Origin of the sequence: Aureimonas sp. SA4125 (genome assembly GCF_019973775.1) — a bacterium.
Lineage (GTDB): Bacteria > Pseudomonadota > Alphaproteobacteria > Rhizobiales > Rhizobiaceae > Plantimonas.
In genome coordinates this window covers 3242246-3259147 of sequence record NZ_AP025032.1, presented here as the reverse complement: position 1 = coordinate 3259147, position 16902 = coordinate 3242246, and the positions used below count along the sequence as shown (strand labels likewise).

Sequence of the window (16902 nt, the reverse complement as noted above, 5' to 3'; positions counted from 1 at the left end):
CTACTGCAGTGCGCTAAGCTCGCCAGCGTTTTGCTTCCGATGAAAGCAGCCTTCGGCTGGATCGGGTTGCGACGGTTCGGCGAGGAGTGACCCGCAAGAGGAAGAGGAGAGTACCCTGGTCAGAGGCTTCGTCGCGATCGGCGGACTTTTGGTCGTCGCGCTGCTTGGCGTGCTGATCGCCCCGTATTTCATCGACTGGAGCGCCTATCGCGCCGATTTCGAACGCGAGGCCTCGGCCATCGTCGGGCACAAGGTCGTCGTGCGCGGCACGGCGTCGGCGCGGATCCTGCCCTTTCCTTCGGTGACCTTCACCGATGTCGTGGTCGAGGACGCGGCGAATTCCGAAAAGCCGCTGATGACCGTTGCCGGCTTTCGCATGGACGCGGAACTTGCGCCCTATCTCTCCGGCGTCATCCAGATATTCTCGATGCAGCTCGACCGGCCGCATGTCCGTATCCCGCTGACGACCGAGGGCGCGTTGACCTTCGTTGGTGCCAAGGCGGCGTTGCCGACCGATGCGACGATCGTTCTTGACGACGTGGACATCCGCGGCGGGTCGATCACGGTCGAGAACGGCATCACCGGGCGCGTGCAGGAGCTGACGGACATCACGGCCAAGATGTCGGCGCGTTCGCTGCAAGGCCCCTTCGCCGGGATGGGCACGCTCGTCGCCGACGGCCAGACCCTCGGATTTCAACTCTCCAGCGGACCGTTGCAGGAGACGACGGGCCTGCCCTTCACGCTGACCGTCGACGCGCCCTATCTCGACGCCAAGCTTCTCTTCGAAGGTTCGGCCGTCGTCGCCGAGAGCCTGCCCAGCTTCACCGGGTCGATGCGCCTCGTCAGTCCGCTGCCGAGAACCGCGGCGAGCAGCGCCGAAGCGCCGGATCGAGATCCGACTGCGGCGACCGCCGAGGCGACGGCAGGGCTGCTGCCTGCGCTGGATGCCACCAGCAAGCTCGTCGCCGCGCCCGGATCGATCGAACTCACCGACATCCGGGTCGCGGCCGGTGCGGGACAGACGCCCTACATTCTGACCGGGTCCGGCGCGATGAACCTGGCGCGCTTGCCTCATTTCACCCTGACCCTCGAGGGCGAGCAGGTCGACGTCGACAGCCTGGCGACGGGCGAAGCCGCGCCGCCGGCGCAGCCCGTCACCTTCGAGCAACGGCTGACGGCGATGCAGGCCGTCCTCTCCGCGGTGCCGAAGCCTGCCATGCCGGGAAGCGTGACGATCGCCCTGCCGGTGGTCGTTGCGGGCGACACGACGATCCGCGACGTCTCCTTTACCGCCTCGCCGACGGATACGGGCTGGTCGCTGGAGCGTTTCGCGGCGGAACTGCCGGGGCGCACCAGCATGGAGGCGTCGGGCGTCGTGACGCTCGCCCCCTCGATCGGCTTCAAGGGCGACCTTCTCGTCGCCTCACGCCAGCCCTCGGGTTTTGCCGGCTGGCTGACGGGCTCGGTCGACCCCGCCATCCGCACGCTGCCGCAGGCCGGCTTCTCGGCGAAAGTGGAGCTGACGCCGGACGTGCAGCTGTTCGGCGATCTCGAGGTCAACATCGCAGGCGACACGCTGAGGGGCCACCTGCAGCGGTCCGGACCGCGCGATGCACGGGCGCTCAGCACCTCACTCGATGCAGGCAGGGTCGATCTCGACGCGCTGTTGGCCCTGTCGAAGCTTTTCACCGGCGAGGACGATTCGATCGCGGAAGCCAGCACGATGGCGGTCAAGATTTCTGCCGGACCGGTGACCTATCGCGGTGTCGCCGCCGAGCGGATCGATGCCGATCTCGATTACGACGGCAGCGGTGTGCGGATCGCGCGGCTCGATCTCGGCAATCTCGCCGGCGCCAACGTCAAGCTCTCGGGCAATCTCGGCGGCTTCGGCAGCGGTGTGAGCGCTGTCGAGGGCAGTGTCGCTGTCGAGTTCGCCGCCGCCGATCCGGCGCAAGCGATCGAGTTTCTGGCCGGGCAGGTGCCGCCCAGCCCGGCGCTGGACGCGCTCCGGGCGCAAGCCCCGACGCTCGGTCCCCTGGCGCTCGCCGGAAACTTGAAGACGGTGGTCGAAAGGCCGGGGGAAAAGCCGACGCTGGCGCTCCAGCTCGCCGGCAACGCCGCTGCGACGGCCATCAAACTGGATCTGGCGCTCGGCAACGGCATCTATGCGCGAGGGACCAGCGGTCGTTTCGGGCTCGACCTTGGATTGACGAGCCCGGATCCCGCGGCGCTCCTGGCGCAGCTCGGCGTCGACACACTACCGCTCCCGTCGCCGTCGCCACTGTCGGTGAGCGTGTCGCTCTCGGCCGGCGCCACCGGGTCCGTCGCGGCCAGTGCCGCCGTCAGCGCGCCCGGCACCGATATCACCGCGGAGGGGACCTTCGAGGTCGCGGCGACGGGCATCACGGCGGGCGATTTCGGCGTGACGGCCAGGAGCGACGACATCAGCCCCCTCCTGATGACGGCCGGTGTCGCTCTCGGCCAATCGGCGCTGGACGTCCTGCCGTTCGATCTCGGCGGCCACGTCGCCTTCGCCGGCGACACGCTCGATCTGCGCAATTTCAACGGCACGCTTGCCGGTGCCACGGTCGAGGCAGAACTGCAGCGCCAGGCATCCGGTCCGCTGACGGGGGAGGTCTATGTCTCCGACCTGTCGCTTCCCTGGCTGGCGACGCTCGTCTATGGGCGGGCGGCCGAGCCTGGGGCAGACTGGCCGAGCGATGGCTTTGGGCCCGCGCTGCTGCCACCGGTCGATCTGGCCTTGCAGGTCAGTGCCGACATCCTTCGCCTTGGCAACCGCCAGGCCGTCGGAGATTTTACGTCCGCCATCGATGTGGCCGACGGCAGCCTGCAGCTGTCGTCGATCCAGGGTACTTATTCCGGAGGCTTCGTCGCGGGATCGGCGGCGTTGCGCAACGCCAACGGTGTCGGCGGCCTGGCCCTGGCGGCGAGGTTCAGCGGCCTCGACCTCGGCACGCTGGCCCTCGCCGGACAGGGCGACGCGGCGCAGGAGCGCGACGACTCGCCGGGTATCGTCGGAACCATGGATGCCAGCCTGTCGCTGGACGGGACGGGCCAGTCCTATGCCGCGCTCGTGTCGTCGCTCACCGGGGCAGGGGAGGTCAGCATCGAGGACGGCAGCTTTGCAGGGATCAGACCGGGCATGTTCGGACCCATCCTGGAGGCTGCCGATGCCGAGGGCTTCTCGCCCGATACGGCGGCGACGGAAAGCCTCGTCGCCGGGCTCGGCAGGGAGGCGCGCTACCCCGTCTCGAATGTTCGGGCGGAGTTTACGGTTGCCGGCGGCACCGCCCGTTTCGCCGGCCTGCGGCTGGCCGGAACCGGCGAAACGCTCAGCGGCGAGGCCGCCATCGACCTGAAACGACTTGGCATCGACGCCAGCCTTCGGCTTGACCTCGAACCCGGCGACGAGTCGGTCGAGGGCGCCGAGCCGTCGATCCTCTACACCCTGGCGGGGCCCCTGGCCGATCCGGTCCTGTCGTCCGACGTGCAGCCTCTGGCCAGCTATCTGTCCGTCCGCGCGTTCGAGCGCGAGCAGGCGCGGGTGGAGGCGATGCAGGAGGCGCTGCAGGAGAGGCTGCGGCTGCGGCGCGAGGCCCGCTACTATCGCTGGCGCGAGGCCGAGCGGGTGGAGACTGAAACGACAAGGGCTGCGACGGACGCCGCCGAGTTGTTGCGTCTCGACCGTCTGAGGCGTGAGGCAGAGCGCACCGCCGCAGAGGCCGCCGCCGCTGCGGCAGAGGCGACACGTGCCCGCGAGGCGGAAGCAGCGCGACAGGAACAGGCGGCGCGCGACGCGCAAGCAGCCGCGGCCGCAAAGGAGGCGGCCCGCCAGGCCGAGGCCCGTGCCGCAGCCGCACGGGAAGCCGCCGCAGCGCAGGCGGCCAGGGCAGAGGAAGCCCGAGCGGAAGAGTCGGCACGCGAAGCTGAGACGACACGCGCCCGCCAGGATCAGGAAGCCTTGCGTCTGCGCGGGGCGGCAGAGGCGGATCGGCGCGCTGCGGAAACAGCCCCGTCGCCGCCCAGTCCTCCGCCCTACCGCCTGGAACAGCCCGTCGCGCCTGCCGCACCCAGACCCTCGCAGGATTTTCCGTCACTTCCGGGCGTGAACAACCCCCTCGACTTCTGACGTCGAAGGGGCTGCGCCTTGCCCATGCGGGGCGTTGCCGGATCGACGCGACACACAGGTCATTGGCGCGGGGGCCAGTTCTCTTCACGTCTGTTGCAGACGCGGACAGCGTCTCAGGAACGCCGGCTGAGCGCCTCGTCGAGCACGAAAAGGCGGATTGCCGAGGAGAGATTCGATCCTGGCTCCCGGCCGGAGTCGATCACCGCCACGAGGCCCGCGATCGACTGTGCGCGTGCTTCGGCGATGGCATGAAGTCGCGTCCAGAAAGCGTCTTCGATGCTGATCGACGTTCGGTGGCCGCGAATGGTGATCGATCGCTTGACGATCATGGGCGAACGACGCCGGAACTCACGAGCGCACCGCTCGGCGCACTCGCATCTGACTTTGCATCAGGAAGGATCGGGGGAGGGCACAGGCGAGCCGGCATCCGGCTCACCGCCGGTGGCATTCGGCTCGAGCCGCAGCCCGTCGAGCTTGCGATCGGACTGGCTTTGCGCTGATCTTGCGGCCATCCGAACGGCCTTTGGCAGTCCAAAAGCCGTCCGGTTCGCTTCGGCTTTCGCCTCCACAGCCTGTCGCACGGCGCGCTTGCGGGCCATGCGGAGGTTGACGATCTCGGCCAAAACTCAGGTCTTCTTGCGGAACGCGTCCAGCGAGACGACATCCGCCGGCTTCTTCTCGGTTGCCGCCGGCTTGTCGCCCTCATCTGCGGCATCGTCCGCCTTGTCCTTGCCGCGCGGCTTGGCCGGCAGCTTCGACGGCGCAGGCGCGCGCTGGGGCTTGGGCACCTGCTGAAGCGACTGTGGAGCGACCGGCAGTGCCGCATCCTCGGCCGATCCATTGGCCGCCTCGACGTCCCGAACGTCAAATTCCAGCTCGAAATTCACGGCGGGATCATAGAATCCACGGATCGCCGCGAAGGGGATCAGCAGACGCTCGGGAATGTCGGAAAAGGAGAGCCCGACCTCGAAGGTCGTGTCGGTCACGGCAAGATCCCAATACTGATGCTGGATCACGATCGTCATCAACTCAGGATATTTCTCCCGTAGCCGTGACGAGATCCGGACGCCCGGCGCCGAGGTCAAAAAGGTGATGAAGAAATGATGTTCGCCGGGAAGGCCGGTCTTGATGACCTCGTTCAGCACCTTGCGGATGACGCCGCGCAGCGCGTCCTGGGCGAGAATGTCGTAGCGGATTAAATCTTGGCCCATCGTGAGGTCTCTGACTGCTTTCCGCATTGGCCCGACACGCCGGTCGGGAAAGATTGGTTGGAGGCTTCTGTTGCCAGGTGCCTCCGGACCCCGCCCGAGAGTGCGAACCCTCAGGACTTGATTTGAAGCTATCGCACAGCCTTAGGCTGCGAGACGGGCTTCCGCATAGTTGTCATTGGCAACTACTGATACAGCCCGATAACGGTGGTACAATGCCGAGCAAAGTTCCGATCTTTACACCCTCGTCGATCCTATTTCGCCCCCGCCTCAGCCCTTCGCGGGAAGGGTTCAGGTGGAGGCGCCGGGTACCGCCCCCGGGTCCGAATGGCTTATTTCATCGGCGGTTTATCGCCATAGCCGGCTTGCGCCAGCAAATCGGAATATAGGCAGTTCCCTGTCATCTGAAAAGGCCGGAAAGCGGTCTTGCGTCAGAGAGCCCGGTTTTTCCCTCGGTCAGCGCACCGGAAGCATCACGGCGGATGACCGTGCGGCGTCCATCGTCGCCTAAGCCGCTCTCCCGCGGTCTCTTCAGTTCCCCTTCTCCGCGCACCGACGGATCCGCGGCCTTGTGTCGGCCCCGCGCACCGGCCTCATGCGGGCAATCGCAAAAACACCTTGCGCGGCTGAACAATACGGATCGCACTGCGTTCATGCTGTCGAGGACATCAATGTCCGCATTCAGTGGAGAAGATCGATGGGAAGCACTTCCGACAAGGTTTCGGGCCTCGCCAACGAAGCCGCCGGCAATGTCAAGCAGGCGGCCGGCAAGGTCGCCGGCAACGAGCGGCTGCAGGCTGAAGGCAAGGCGCAGGAGCTGAAAGGCGAGACTCAGCAGGCAATCGGCGAGACGAAGTCCGCCGTGAAGGACGCGGCGGACAAGGTATCCGACTCAGCCCATCGCAACCTCTGAAGTGGCCTGACGACAGTCGCGGGAAGGCGGGATCCGAAAGGGTCCCGCCTTTTTCGTGCGCATGATCCCGCGGACAACCCGGTGCCTGTCGCCACGCGGGGTCCCGAAGCGTCGCGGCGGGCCCTGGACATTCATACTGGCGGCGCTGACGGTTATGGCCGGCGACAAGGTGCGCCTGGCAAAACGCCTCAGCCGTTCCGAGGCTCTCTCTCGACCATGGACCGGATCCGCTGGGCGAGTTGGACCATGTCGAACGGTTTGGGGATCACCTGCATGCCGGTATCGAGTTGCCCATGGCTCAGCACCGCGTTCTCGGCATATCCGGTGATGAACAGGATCTTCAACCTTGGCCGGATCTGCCGGGCGGCTTCTGCGACATGGCGACCGTTCATGCCGTTGGGAAGGCCGACATCGGTGACCAGAAGGTCAAGGTGAACGTTCGTCCGAAGGATCGCCAATCCCTCCGGGCCGTCACCTGCTTCGAGAGCGGTGTAGCCAAGCTCCTCCAGGACATCCACGACCAGCATTCGGACCAGTGGCTCGTCGTCGATCACGAGAACGGTTTCACCCGGCTGGGCACGCGGGGCCTCCACGGGGCCGGGTGCTTCCTTCTCCACCTCGACCGCCAGATGATGCCGGGGAAGGTAGATGCACACCGTGGTGCCCACCCGCACTTCGGAATCGATGCGGACCTGGCCTCCCGACTGGCGCGCGAACCCGTAGATCATGGAAAGCCCGAGGCCGGTCCCGGAGCCGATGGGCTTGGTAGTGAAGAAGGGATCGAAGGCACGCTCGACGACACCCGGTGTCATGCCCGTCCCGTTGTCGGAGACGCACATCGAGACGTACTGGCCGGGGGGGAGATCGCGTTCGCGTGCCGCTCGTTCATCGAGCCATCTGTTGCTTGTCCCGATCGTCAGGACACCACCTTCCGGCATAGCGTCGCGGGCGTTGATGCAAAGGTTCAACAGCGCGTTCTCGAGCTGGTTCGGATCGACCAGCGTGGACCACAGATCTTCCTCTGCGACCGTCTCGACCCGGATTGACGGGCCGACCGTTCGGCTGAGAAGCTCCTCCATGTCCCGCACGAGACGGTTCACGTCGGTTGGCTTCGGATCGAGCGTCTGGCGACGTGAGAAGGCGAGCAGCCGATGGGTGAGCGCGGCCGCGCGCTTGGCGGCTCCCTGAGCGCCGACGATGTACTTGCCGACCTCGTTGACGCGGCCCTGAGCCATTCGCGTCTGCAACAGTTCAAGGCTGCCGGAGATGCCCGCCAGAAGGTTGTTGAAGTCGTGCGCGATGCCCCCCGTGAGCTGGCCGACCGCTTCCATTTTCTGGCTCTGGCGGAGCGCTTCGTGGGCGCGTTCGAGTTCCTTCCCCGCCATGGTCTCGGCGGAGACGTCGCGCCCGACCGCATGGATGAAACCGGAGTCCGGCACCGCCGTCCACGAGATCCAGTAGTGAGTGCCGTCCTTTCCCCGATAGCGGTTCACGAAGCGCAGGATGGTTCGACCGTGCGACAGGTCCCCGACGGCTTCCAGGGTCGGCGCAACGTCGTCCGGATGGACCATGTCCATGAACTGTCGTCCCGCCAGTTCATCCGCGGACCAGCCGAGCAGGCTGGTCCAGGCGGGGTTCACGGCGGTTATCGTGGCGTCGAAGCGCGCCACGAGCATGAGATCGGTCGACAGGCGCCACATGCGGTCGCGGTCGGCGGTACGCTCCGCGACCTGGTTCTCCAGCGTCTCGTTCAGCTCCCGCAACCTGGCTTCGCTGGCCCGCAACGCCGCCGCGGTTCGTCCGCGCTCCATGGCGACGCGAAGGCGCTCGGCGAATTCGTGGACGAGATCGACATCCTCCTTGTGCCAGAATCGGCGTTGCGCGCTGTTGGCGTAGAGAAGCGCCACGAGCCGTCCGTGCTCCATCACCGGAACGGTGACGAACGAGATGCCACTCAAAGCTTCGAGCTCCTCGGTCGAAACCATCGTTCGGCCGTCGCTGCGCGCATCCCGGACCACCGTCGTCACGCCGTGCTTGAGATCGGCGACGAAGGATCCGTACCGCCTGAGCGGTATCGTTCCCGCCATCGAAACAACCCCGGGAGCAGTCCAGTCGCGCTCGACATGCAAGGTCTCGCCGTCATGGTCGACCGTGCCGTAGCCGACGCGGCTGACGCCCAGCGTCCGGCCGAGGATCTGCGCAGCGGCAAAACTGAGTTCGGCGGCGTTCTCGAAGTCGCGGATCGCGTCGCCCAGCTCGACCAGAGCCTCCCGCCGGACCTCCGCACTGCGGCGGGCCGTGACGTCGTCCAAGACGCCGACCTTGCGGACGACCCTGCCGTCCAGGCCCACCACCCCGTCGCTGATGCTGACGACCGAGCGCCTCGTCCCGTCCGCCAGCTTCACTCGAAACTCCAGTTGAAGGCGACCCGCCACCTTCCTGGACTCACCCACGGCCGCCTGTACCCGCGCCAGATCCAGCGGATCGATGCGCTCGAACACGCTCCGTCCCGAGACACGTTCATCGGCGCCAAAGCCGAGAATCTCGCGCGCGCGATCGCCGAGGACGACCGCATCGCTCGCGAAGTCCCATTCGAACGTTCCGATTCTTGCGACGTCGATCGCGGTTGCCAAGCGCGCCTTGCTCTCGCGCAGTTCCTGTTCCGCCACCCGCCTTGCGATGGCAGCCCGCGTCCGCTCTGCAAAATCGCGCACAAATCCGATCTCTCCGTCGGTCCAGACGCGCGGATGGGCTGAATGGACGAAGAACTGGGCGACTGTCTGCCCCTGATCGACCAACGGGACGTCGAGGAAGGCGCGCACGCCGATGGCTCTCATGGATGCGAGGTTGTCGGCGGTTCTCGGATCAATCTCCACGTCCATGATCGCCACGGCAACACCCCGTCGCAGGTCGTCGATGTAGGAACCGTAGTCGCTGAAGCGGTGGACGCCCGCGAGATTGTCGAGCCCTGACGCACTCCAGTTGCGCTCTATCGTGACGGTGCCGGCCTCGGAATCGGTCGTGTCCGTCAACGTGGTGGAAATTGAGTGTAGCTGAAGCGGCTCCGTTTCAGGCGACTTCGGTGGAAATCTGTTCGGGTTTTGCAGTGTTGCCCATGGCCATGAGGTCGGCCATGGGTTCGGTCTGCATGTAGCGGTTCTGGATCTGCCATTCGTCGTTGGCCTCGAGAAGGACGGCGCCGATGAGCCGGATGATGGATCCCTCGTTCGGGAAGATTCCGACGACGTCGGCACGCCGCTTCACCTCCTTGTTCAGGCGCTCCAGGGAATTCGTCGAATGGATCCGGGTCCGGTGCTGACTGGGAAAATCCATGTGCGCCAGCACGTCGGTCTCGCTGTTGTCGATGAAGGCCCCGAGCTTTGGACACTTTCCCCGAAGCTGGTCGGCGACGTGGCGCAGCGCCTGGCTGGCGCTAGCACGATCGGGCTGGGCGAAGGCTTGGCGCAGCGCGGCCGCCGCCATGCTCTGCTGCGCCTTCGGGACATACGACAGGGCGTTGCGCATCCAATGCACCCGGCAGCGCTGCCAGGAGGCGCTGAACACCCGGCGAATGGCGGCTTTCAGCCCTTCGTGAGCATCCGAGATCACGAGCTTCACGCCGGACAGGCCGCGGCGCACGAGGCTCTTGAGGAAGCTCGACCAAAACGTCTCCGCTTCCGAGGGGCCGATGTGAAGGCCGACGATCTCGCGCTTGCCGTCCGTGTTCACGGCCACGGCGATTATGGCGGCGACCGAAACGATGCGTCCACCCTCGCGCTGCTTCAGGTAGGTCGCATCCAGCCAGAGGTAGGGCCAGTCGCCAGTGAGAGGACGGTCGAGGAAGCCGCCGACGCGTTCGTCGATGTCTTTGCACAGCTTCGATACGGTGCTCTTGCCGATCCCCGACAGCCCCATGGCCTGTACCAGATCGTCGACCCGCCGGGTGGAAACGCCGCTGATCCAAGCTTCCTGAATGACGGCAACCAAGGCCTTCTCCGAGAGCTTTCTCGGCTCCAGGAACGGCGGGAAGTAGCTGCCCTGCCGAAGCTTGGGTATCCGAAGCTGCAACGAGCCGAGCCGCGTGTCGAGCGAGCGGTCGCGGTAGCCATTGCGATAAGTCGCCCGTTCCTGCGTCCGTTCGTGGCGCCCGGCGCCGATCATGCCTTCAACGTCGACCTCCATAAGGAGCTGCATCACGCTCTCGGCTATCGTTCTCAGGAAATCGCCGTCCCCGGCTTTCGCAAAAAGCTCGGCAAGCGGTAGTCTGTCCTCGGTCATCGGGTTCTCCGGTCAGGTTGAAGTCTCGCAACTCCACCTTAGCCGCCCTATCCGGTGACCGCCTCAGCCACACCTTTCAATGTCGGAATTTCCACCACGAGCGCGGACACTACCTCGGAATCGAAGACCCCGTAGCCCACACGGGAGGCACCGAGGGTCTCCCCGAGCAGTTCAGAGGCCGCAAACGAAAGGTCGGACGTGCCGGATGAGGCGCGCAGGCGCGCGTCAAGCTGGAGAAGCGCCTCGCGCCGCCGCTCGGCGAGAACCTGCGCGGTGGTCTCGGTGCAGACACAGAACATGCCAACGATGTGCCCCTCGTCGTCGGAAGCGGGCGAGTAGGAGAACGTGAAGAACGTGTCCTCCACGTAACCGCGGCGGTTCATTCGAAGCGGCAGGTTTTCGAGCCATGTCGCATGGCCGCTCAGCGCCGTCTCGATGAAGGGCAGGATGTCGCTCCAGATCTCACCCCAAACATCTTGAAAGAGACGGCCCAGCGCCTCCGGATGCTTGGTGCCGAGGATCTCGGCATAGGCGTCGTTGTAGAGCAGGCCGAGATCCGGTCCCCAAGCCAGGAACATCGGGAACTTGGAGCCGAGCATCACCCCGACGACCGAGCGCAGGCACTGGGGCCAGTCTCCGGGGAAACCCAGAGGCGAATTCGACCAGTCGTGGTCCCGCATTCGCGCCCCCATCTCGCCGCCGTCGCGCAGAAAGGGTGCAAGCTCGTTCATGTCGTCGAACCTCGTCATAAGCCGGAAGTCGAGCAGCGGCGGGGAAAGGCAACGGTCGCGGCCTTCAAAATGTGAGGGGAAGCGCCGTTTCGTCCCGTGCGTGCGACAGCGGGACGTGCCGCAGGCGCGATCGACCTGCCCCGCGGTGTCGATGGGCTTCGCGGCGCATGCGCGGCGCAGTGTCCGGTCGCCGCCCAGGGTCCGCACCGGCCGTCTCCCCCGGTCGAGTCCAAGGCGGCCTGGATGCCTGGCACGAGCCGCAGGACCGTGCTTCCGGCCGCGCCCACGGCCATCGCGATGCTCGGTTCACCCTCCGCGATCAGAATACTCTGACCTGCGACACGGTCACTATCATTCTCTGCCAAGGACTTAGGTTCTGCGCTTTTCATTAACCGCCATGGCCATGGCTACAACACCTCGGTCGCCCAAGATCGGCCCCGTCACAGGATCTACACGCACTCGTGATCGTCAGTCTGGGCAAGAAGCGCCGGAAAGGGCAGCCCGGGATCTTCCCTGAGCGCCGCCTCTTCGATGATGGCGTCTGGGCGCAGGGAGCGGCTAGACCTCGGCAAGGCACGATGTCAGCGGCTCGCGCATAGACTTGACGTCCATGCCGACACAGAGATGCCAACCGCCCCTGACGAATGTCTCTGGATCTGCGAACGGCATGACGGTGACAGCCGGGGTGCACGCAATCATCGTCCGTGACGATCACGCCGCCAGGCGCAGTCGGTTGACGCTGCCGATCCCGGCGGCAACAAGGGCCATGGCTGACAGAAGCAGGGCCACGCCGCCATAGAGGCCTTCGTAGCCGAACGCCGAGATGGTCGGCGTGCTGAGAAACGGCGAGCCGAACTGTCCGATGAACACCGAAGCGGTGAGGATCCCGCCGGCTGTTCCCCGACGGCTGACCGGTACGCCATCGAGCACCAAGGCGACAAAGGCCGGCGAGACCAGTGCGTAGCCTGCACCGATCAAGGCGGCTGCGGCAAAGAACATGGGTGCCGCTGTTGCCGCGACCAGGAGCGCAAAGCCCAGCGCCATGGCTCCGTAGCCGAGGGTAAAGATGCCGCCATAGCCGATCGCAGGGCGAATCCTTGCGTAAACGAGTGCAAGACAGCCTCCGGTCAGCATCAGCAGAGCGAGCGCCGATCCGGTCATGACGGCGCTGTCATAGCCCCGCGCGTCGAGAAAGAAGGGCAACTGCGTCGGCACGACGAAGAAGAGCATGTTCGTCAGCGCCTGAAGAGTCGCCAGCGCTGCGAAGGGCAACCGCCATGCAGAGGGTCCGGCTGCTGCACCAACAGCACTTCGCTCCCGTGTCGGGATCGGACGAGGTCTGTCGATGATGACCTTGTACATCAGCGGCAGGAACACGAGAGCCAGGGCGTAGATCGCGAAGGGGAAGCGCGGCGAGACGGCTGCCAGCCAGCCGGCAAGCGAGATGAACAGAAGGCCCCCGAAGTTTCGCGCGGAGATCTGCAAACCCGTCAGCGCGGATCGGTCACTCCCGGAGAAGTAGTCTCCGATCAATGCGGTTTGCGCCGTCATGACGAGAGCGACGGCGAAGCCGAGAACGAGACGGCTGGCAAAAATCGTCGAGAGGGAGGGCAGGACGAGGCCAGCCGATCCGGCGATCGCGAACAGGGCAACCCCCAGGAGCAGCAATCGGCGTCGTCCGAACCGATCAGCCCAGAGGCCGGCAAACGGAGCGAAAATCGCAACGCTAAGCGACGGCGCGACCACGAGCAGGGGCGTCAGCGTTGCTGCCCACGGATCCTCCGAGAACAGTCGCTGGAGTCCTGGCAGCGCTGGACTGATCGTTGCGTTCGCCATGGTCGTCAGCATGGCGGCCATGAGAAGCGCGATGGCACGTCGATCCCGCCAAACGGATTTTCTTCCGGTGTTTTCTGAGAATTCCATGGCCGTTCCTCTTGCGGAAAATGGTGACGTCGCGAAGTGTGCCACTTCAAGCCAACTTGAGGTCAAGCATGAATGTTCTCGATATCGGCGAAGTTGCCGAACGTTCCGGCATTCCGCCGTCGACACTGCGCTATTACGAAGAGATCGGGTTGATCCGCTCGGTGCGGCGGCATGGGCTGCGCCGACAGTTCGACGCCGACATTCTCCTGAAACTCTCGCTGATCCGCCTCGGTCAGTCCGCGGGTTTCACCCTCGGCGAGGTGGCGGGAGTGTTCGGACAGGATGGTCAGCTCGCGCTCCCGCGTGCCGAGCTGCACGCCAGGGCCGACGCCTTGCAGCGGCAGATGGCCGAGCTGCGACTGCTGCGGGATGTGCTTCGGCATATTGCCGACTGCCCGGCACCGACGCATCTCGAGTGCCCGAACTTCCGCAAGCTTCTCCATCCGGCGTCACGCCCAGGCGCCAAAAAGCGCACGCCGAGGCCCCGAGCGGAGAAGCAGGCGGCAGTCCCGCGACGTTGAGGAGAACGCCTGTCCAAGGGTTCTCGCAACGACTGATGGGGGTCCTTTTTCCAACCCTCCTGGTCAACCGCCAGGAATCGAGGCGGCGGCTTCGCTCCACTCAACAGAAGCTCTGCCGGGACTCCGATGAACAAAGAACACGCATCGGGAACACGGGCCGTCCAACCGTTCGGATGTCGTGCGATCGGCAGCCCGAAGGCGGTCGTCGCGGCAAACTGTCTCGATGGGTTTAATTGTTCGCTGACGACGGCGCGCGGAAGTCGGACGAAACGACGTGGATCACCGTACGAGCACTCTTCAAAGTGGTATTGGGGTGGACGCCAATGCGAGCAATCCGATGACCCAACGTGCTTCCTATCCGATACCCTATGACGAGCAAGCGCGGCTCGAGGCCCTCGCCTCGATGGCGATCATCAACACATCGCCGGAGCAGACGCTCGATGTCATCTTCGACTTCGCTGCCCATCTCTTCGATGTGCCCATCGCTCTCGTCCGCGGCGCTGGTGCAGCGGGATAGGGATATCCGCACCATCGTTCCGCGGGCATCCCATATCTCTGGCAGCGCTGCTGCACATGGCGTCAGACGTGACGGGGCAAGGGTTTGCCTCCCATCGTCAGATGTCGACGTTGTTGGAAGCGCGGCGGCATGGCCGACGCCGGGAAGAGAAATCCCAGTTCTTCCTTGAACACCTCGGTAACGTCTGAGTGTCATCGTCCGTCGATCGAAGACGAGCAAGACGCAGGACGACGAAAGAACGGACAGGAGGCGTACGGGACGCCATGTTCGGAAGGGTTCAGCATATGGCGAAGCATTCTTCCTATCCCGTCGGCGAAAACGAGTCCGAACGACTGGTTTCGCTCGTCTCCTACGAGGTCCTAGACACTGCCCCTGAGCAGGCGTTCGACACAGTAGTCCGTCATGCCCGCCGGATCTTCAACGTTCCGATCGCGCTTGTCTCCTTCGTCGCCGAAGACCGGCAGTTCTTCAAGGCGCATGTCGGGTTGGACCTTTGTGAACTCGCGCGTGAGGGTTCATTTTGCACTTACGCCATCATGGGGCGGGAGGTGATCGTCGTACCGGACGCGGCGCTCGACGAGCGTTTCAAGCACTCCGAACTCGTAACGGGCAAGCTGGGGGTACGCTTCTACGCCGGCGCCCCGCTCATCACGCCGGACGGTTTCGTGATCGGTGCCCTCTGCATCAAGGATGTCGTGCCGCGACCGAAGGGATTGTCTGCGGACGAACGGCAGTCTCTTGCCGACCTCGCCGAGCTGGTTATGGACAAGCTCACCGCAAGACGCCTGTCTCAGGTCGAACAGGACGGTCGCCGTCGCTTCGAAGCCGTCGCGGGATCGTCGGTGGACGCGATCGTCTGCGCCAATGGAGATAACCGGATCCTGTCGTGGAACAGCGCCGCCGAGAGGATGTTCGGCTACACCGCGGATGAGGCGATCGGCCAGCTCCTGAGCATCATCGTGCCACCGCGGTTTCGGCACAGCCACCAGATGGGCTTGCAGCGAGCGGCGGCAGGAGTGAAGACCAAGCTCGTCGGCTCCTTGGTGACCGTTCCAGCTCTCCGGCGTGACGGGACGGAATTCCCCATCGAACTCTCGCTTTCCCATTGGGCCGAGGGCGGGGAACACCGCTTCGGCGCCATCGCCCGCGACATCACCGAACGGCTGGACGCGGAAGCGAAGCTGAAACACGCAGCCGAATACGACTCGCTGACCAACCTTGCCAACCGCACCGTTCTCAGCCGCCATCTGGCGGCGGCGTGCGCCGAGGGTCGAAGCGTTTCCCTGTTGCTCGTCGACCTTGACGGCTTCAAGGACGTTAACGACAGCCTTGGGCACGCGGTCGGCGACGAGGTCCTGAAGGTGGTTGCCGGACGCCTGCGCGATATCGTCGAAGACGGCGGCCTTGCCTGTCGATTGGGCGGCGATGAGTTCGTGGTCCTGCTGGAGGACGAGGCGGACCCGCTTTCATCCGTCGATCTGGCAAGACGCATCGTGGCGACGATCGAGCGACCGATGGAGGTGGAGGAACAATCCGTCTACGTCGGGGCCAGCGCGGGCATCTCGACTGTGGCCGGGACGGGATGGAACGTGGACCTGCCGCTCGAGCAGGCGGACCTTGCCCTCTATCGTGCCAAGGCAGACGGAAAGGGCCGGGTGCGCCTCTTCACCCATGACCTCTGGCCGATGGCACAGACCCGCATCTCCGTCAGCTCGGGTATCCGAAGCGCCTGGGAGCGGACACAGTTCGAGCTCTACTACCAACCGCAGGTCCGTCTGGCCGACGGCGCCCTGGTCGGGGCGGAAGCCTTGATCCGCTGGAACCACCCGGAGCGGGGAGTGCTGGCGCCGGCAGCCTTCCTGTCGACGCTCGAGACGAGCCTTCTTGCCGTTCCGGCCTCCGAATGGATTCTGCGCACCGCCTGCCGCCAGGCGGTCGAGTGGCGCGCGGCCGGCCTGCCGGACTTCCGGGTCGGCGTGAACCTCTTCTCGGCGCAGTTCAGGTCCGGCGATCTGCCCAGCGTGGTCGAAAGCGTCCTGCGCGAAACGGGGCTCGCTCCCGACGGGCTCGAGCTGGAGATCACGGAGAACACGATCCTGCGCAATGAGCTGCGCATCGACGCTGCACTGCGGGACTTGCGTGACATCGGCGTGGGCATTGCCTTCGACGATTTCGGCACGGGATACGCGTCCCTGACGATGCTGAAGGATTTTCCGGTGACGCGTCTGAAAATCGACCGCTCCTTCGTCAGCGGGCCCGACTGCGGCCACGGCGACCGGCTGATCGTGGAGGCGATTGCACGGCTTGCACAAGGCTTCGGCCTGGAGGTCATTGCGGAGGGCATCGAGACCGCGTGCCAGGCGGACCTCATGCGGTCTCACTGCCAGGAGGGGCAGGGCTATCTGTTCGGGAAGCCGATGCCAGCCGCGGCCTTTGCGGCCAAGTTCGGGCTGGCGATGAGCACGGCCGACCAGCACGTGGCATAGACTTCGTCCGCCGACGCAGTTGTCAGTCTGTTCTGGTAGGTACTTGCCCAGGGCAATCCATCGGTCCCGTTCATCAGTCGAGACGTGCGGCTGCGGCTGTCTATTGCCAAGGCCCGGACAGGGGGGCGCCCTTGTGCAACTGTGCATCCTTCGCCGGGACCCTGACAGTCGACCC

11 protein-coding genes, 1 other RNA gene and 1 pseudogene are annotated in these 16902 nt (G+C 65.3%); 5 read left to right on the top strand and 8 right to left on the bottom strand.

What is annotated here, in order from left to right; all coding sequences use genetic code 11:
- Positions 1-148: 148 nt before the first annotated feature.
- A complete protein-coding gene (locus tag Sa4125_RS15430) occupies positions 149-4150 on the top strand; it encodes an AsmA-like C-terminal region-containing protein (protein WP_223999198.1) in 4002 nt (1333 codons plus the stop codon).
- 113 nt (positions 4151-4263) lie between these two features.
- On the opposite strand, the gene Sa4125_RS15425 is transcribed toward Sa4125_RS15430, so the two are convergent.
- The 4 genes from Sa4125_RS15425 to ssrA form a co-directional block, all read right to left on the bottom strand.
- Positions 4264-4479, bottom strand: coding sequence for a ribbon-helix-helix domain-containing protein (locus Sa4125_RS15425; RefSeq protein WP_223999196.1), 216 nt, complete (start codon positions 4477-4479; stop codon positions 4264-4266).
- Between the two features lie 60 nt (positions 4480-4539).
- Positions 4540-4773, bottom strand: coding sequence for a DUF4169 family protein (locus Sa4125_RS15420; RefSeq protein ID WP_223999186.1), 234 nt, complete (start codon positions 4771-4773; stop codon positions 4540-4542).
- A gap of 3 nt (positions 4774-4776) precedes the next feature.
- Complete coding sequence (locus Sa4125_RS15415; RefSeq protein WP_223999184.1) at positions 4777-5361, bottom strand: SspB family protein; 585 nt, start codon at positions 5359-5361, stop codon at positions 4777-4779.
- A 55-nt stretch (positions 5362-5416) separates the two neighbouring features.
- Positions 5417-5773, bottom strand: a transfer-messenger RNA (tmRNA) gene (ssrA, locus tag Sa4125_RS15410).
- A 282-nt stretch (positions 5774-6055) separates the two neighbouring features.
- Between ssrA and Sa4125_RS15405 the strand changes: the two genes are divergently transcribed.
- Positions 6056-6271, top strand: coding sequence for a CsbD family protein (locus Sa4125_RS15405; RefSeq protein WP_223999178.1), 216 nt, complete (start codon positions 6056-6058; stop codon positions 6269-6271).
- 188 nt (positions 6272-6459) lie between these two features.
- Here Sa4125_RS15405 and Sa4125_RS15400 read toward each other — a convergent pair whose 3' ends face one another.
- From Sa4125_RS15400 to Sa4125_RS15385, 4 genes and pseudogenes are all read right to left on the bottom strand, one after another.
- Positions 6460-9303: a GAF domain-containing protein gene (locus Sa4125_RS15400; RefSeq protein WP_223999177.1), complete on the bottom strand. Its 2844-nt coding sequence runs from the start codon at positions 9301-9303 to the stop codon at positions 6460-6462.
- A 37-nt stretch (positions 9304-9340) separates the two neighbouring features.
- A complete protein-coding gene (locus Sa4125_RS15395) occupies positions 9341-10549 on the bottom strand; it encodes an IS256 family transposase (RefSeq protein ID WP_223998301.1) in 1209 nt (402 codons plus the stop codon).
- Between the two features lie 209 nt (positions 10550-10758).
- Positions 10759-11280 (bottom strand): annotated as a pseudogene (locus tag Sa4125_RS15390) (PAS domain-containing protein); the annotation flags it as partial.
- A 711-nt stretch (positions 11281-11991) separates the two neighbouring features.
- Entirely contained in the window at positions 11992-13329 is a 1338-nt protein-coding gene (locus tag Sa4125_RS15385) for an MFS transporter (RefSeq protein WP_223999176.1), read from the bottom strand.
- On the opposite strand from Sa4125_RS15385, the gene Sa4125_RS15380 reads away from it, so the two are divergent.
- The 3 genes from Sa4125_RS15380 to Sa4125_RS15370 all read left to right on the top strand — a co-directional run bounded on the left by Sa4125_RS15380 (position 13224) and on the right by Sa4125_RS15370 (position 16727).
- Entirely contained in the window at positions 13224-13724 is a 501-nt protein-coding gene (locus Sa4125_RS15380; protein WP_345944280.1) for a helix-turn-helix domain-containing protein, read from the top strand. The two genes, Sa4125_RS15385 and Sa4125_RS15380, sit on opposite strands and share 106 nt — an antisense overlap.
- 337 nt (positions 13725-14061) lie before the next feature.
- Positions 14062-14241: a hypothetical protein gene (locus Sa4125_RS15375; protein WP_223999174.1), complete on the top strand. Its 180-nt coding sequence runs from the start codon at positions 14062-14064 to the stop codon at positions 14239-14241.
- Positions 14242-14525: 284 nt separating this feature from the next.
- Positions 14526-16727, top strand: a complete 2202-nt coding sequence (locus Sa4125_RS15370) for an EAL domain-containing protein (protein WP_223999172.1) — start codon at positions 14526-14528, stop codon at positions 16725-16727.
- The last annotated feature ends 175 nt before the right edge of the window (positions 16728-16902 follow it).

Excerpts from the sequence above, each read along its gene's own strand:
- Sa4125_RS15405 (WP_223999178.1), top strand. The coding sequence starts at position 6,056 with ATGGGAAGCACTTCCGACAAGGTTTCGGGCCTCGCCAACGAAGCCGCC.
- Sa4125_RS15375 (WP_223999174.1), top strand. The coding sequence starts at position 14,062 with ATGACCCAACGTGCTTCCTATCCGATACCCTATGACGAGCAAGCGCGG.
- Sa4125_RS15415 (WP_223999184.1), bottom strand. The coding sequence starts at position 5,361 with ATGGGCCAAGATTTAATCCGCTACGACATTCTCGCCCAGGACGCGCTG.
- Sa4125_RS15425 (WP_223999196.1), bottom strand. The coding sequence starts at position 4,479 with ATGATCGTCAAGCGATCGATCACCATTCGCGGCCACCGAACGTCGATC.
- Sa4125_RS15395 (WP_223998301.1), bottom strand. The coding sequence starts at position 10,549 with ATGACCGAGGACAGACTACCGCTTGCCGAGCTTTTTGCGAAAGCCGGG.
- Sa4125_RS15380 (WP_345944280.1), top strand. The coding sequence starts at position 13,224 with ATGGTGACGTCGCGAAGTGTGCCACTTCAAGCCAACTTGAGGTCAAGC.
- Sa4125_RS15370 (WP_223999172.1), top strand. The coding sequence starts at position 14,526 with ATGGCGAAGCATTCTTCCTATCCCGTCGGCGAAAACGAGTCCGAACGA.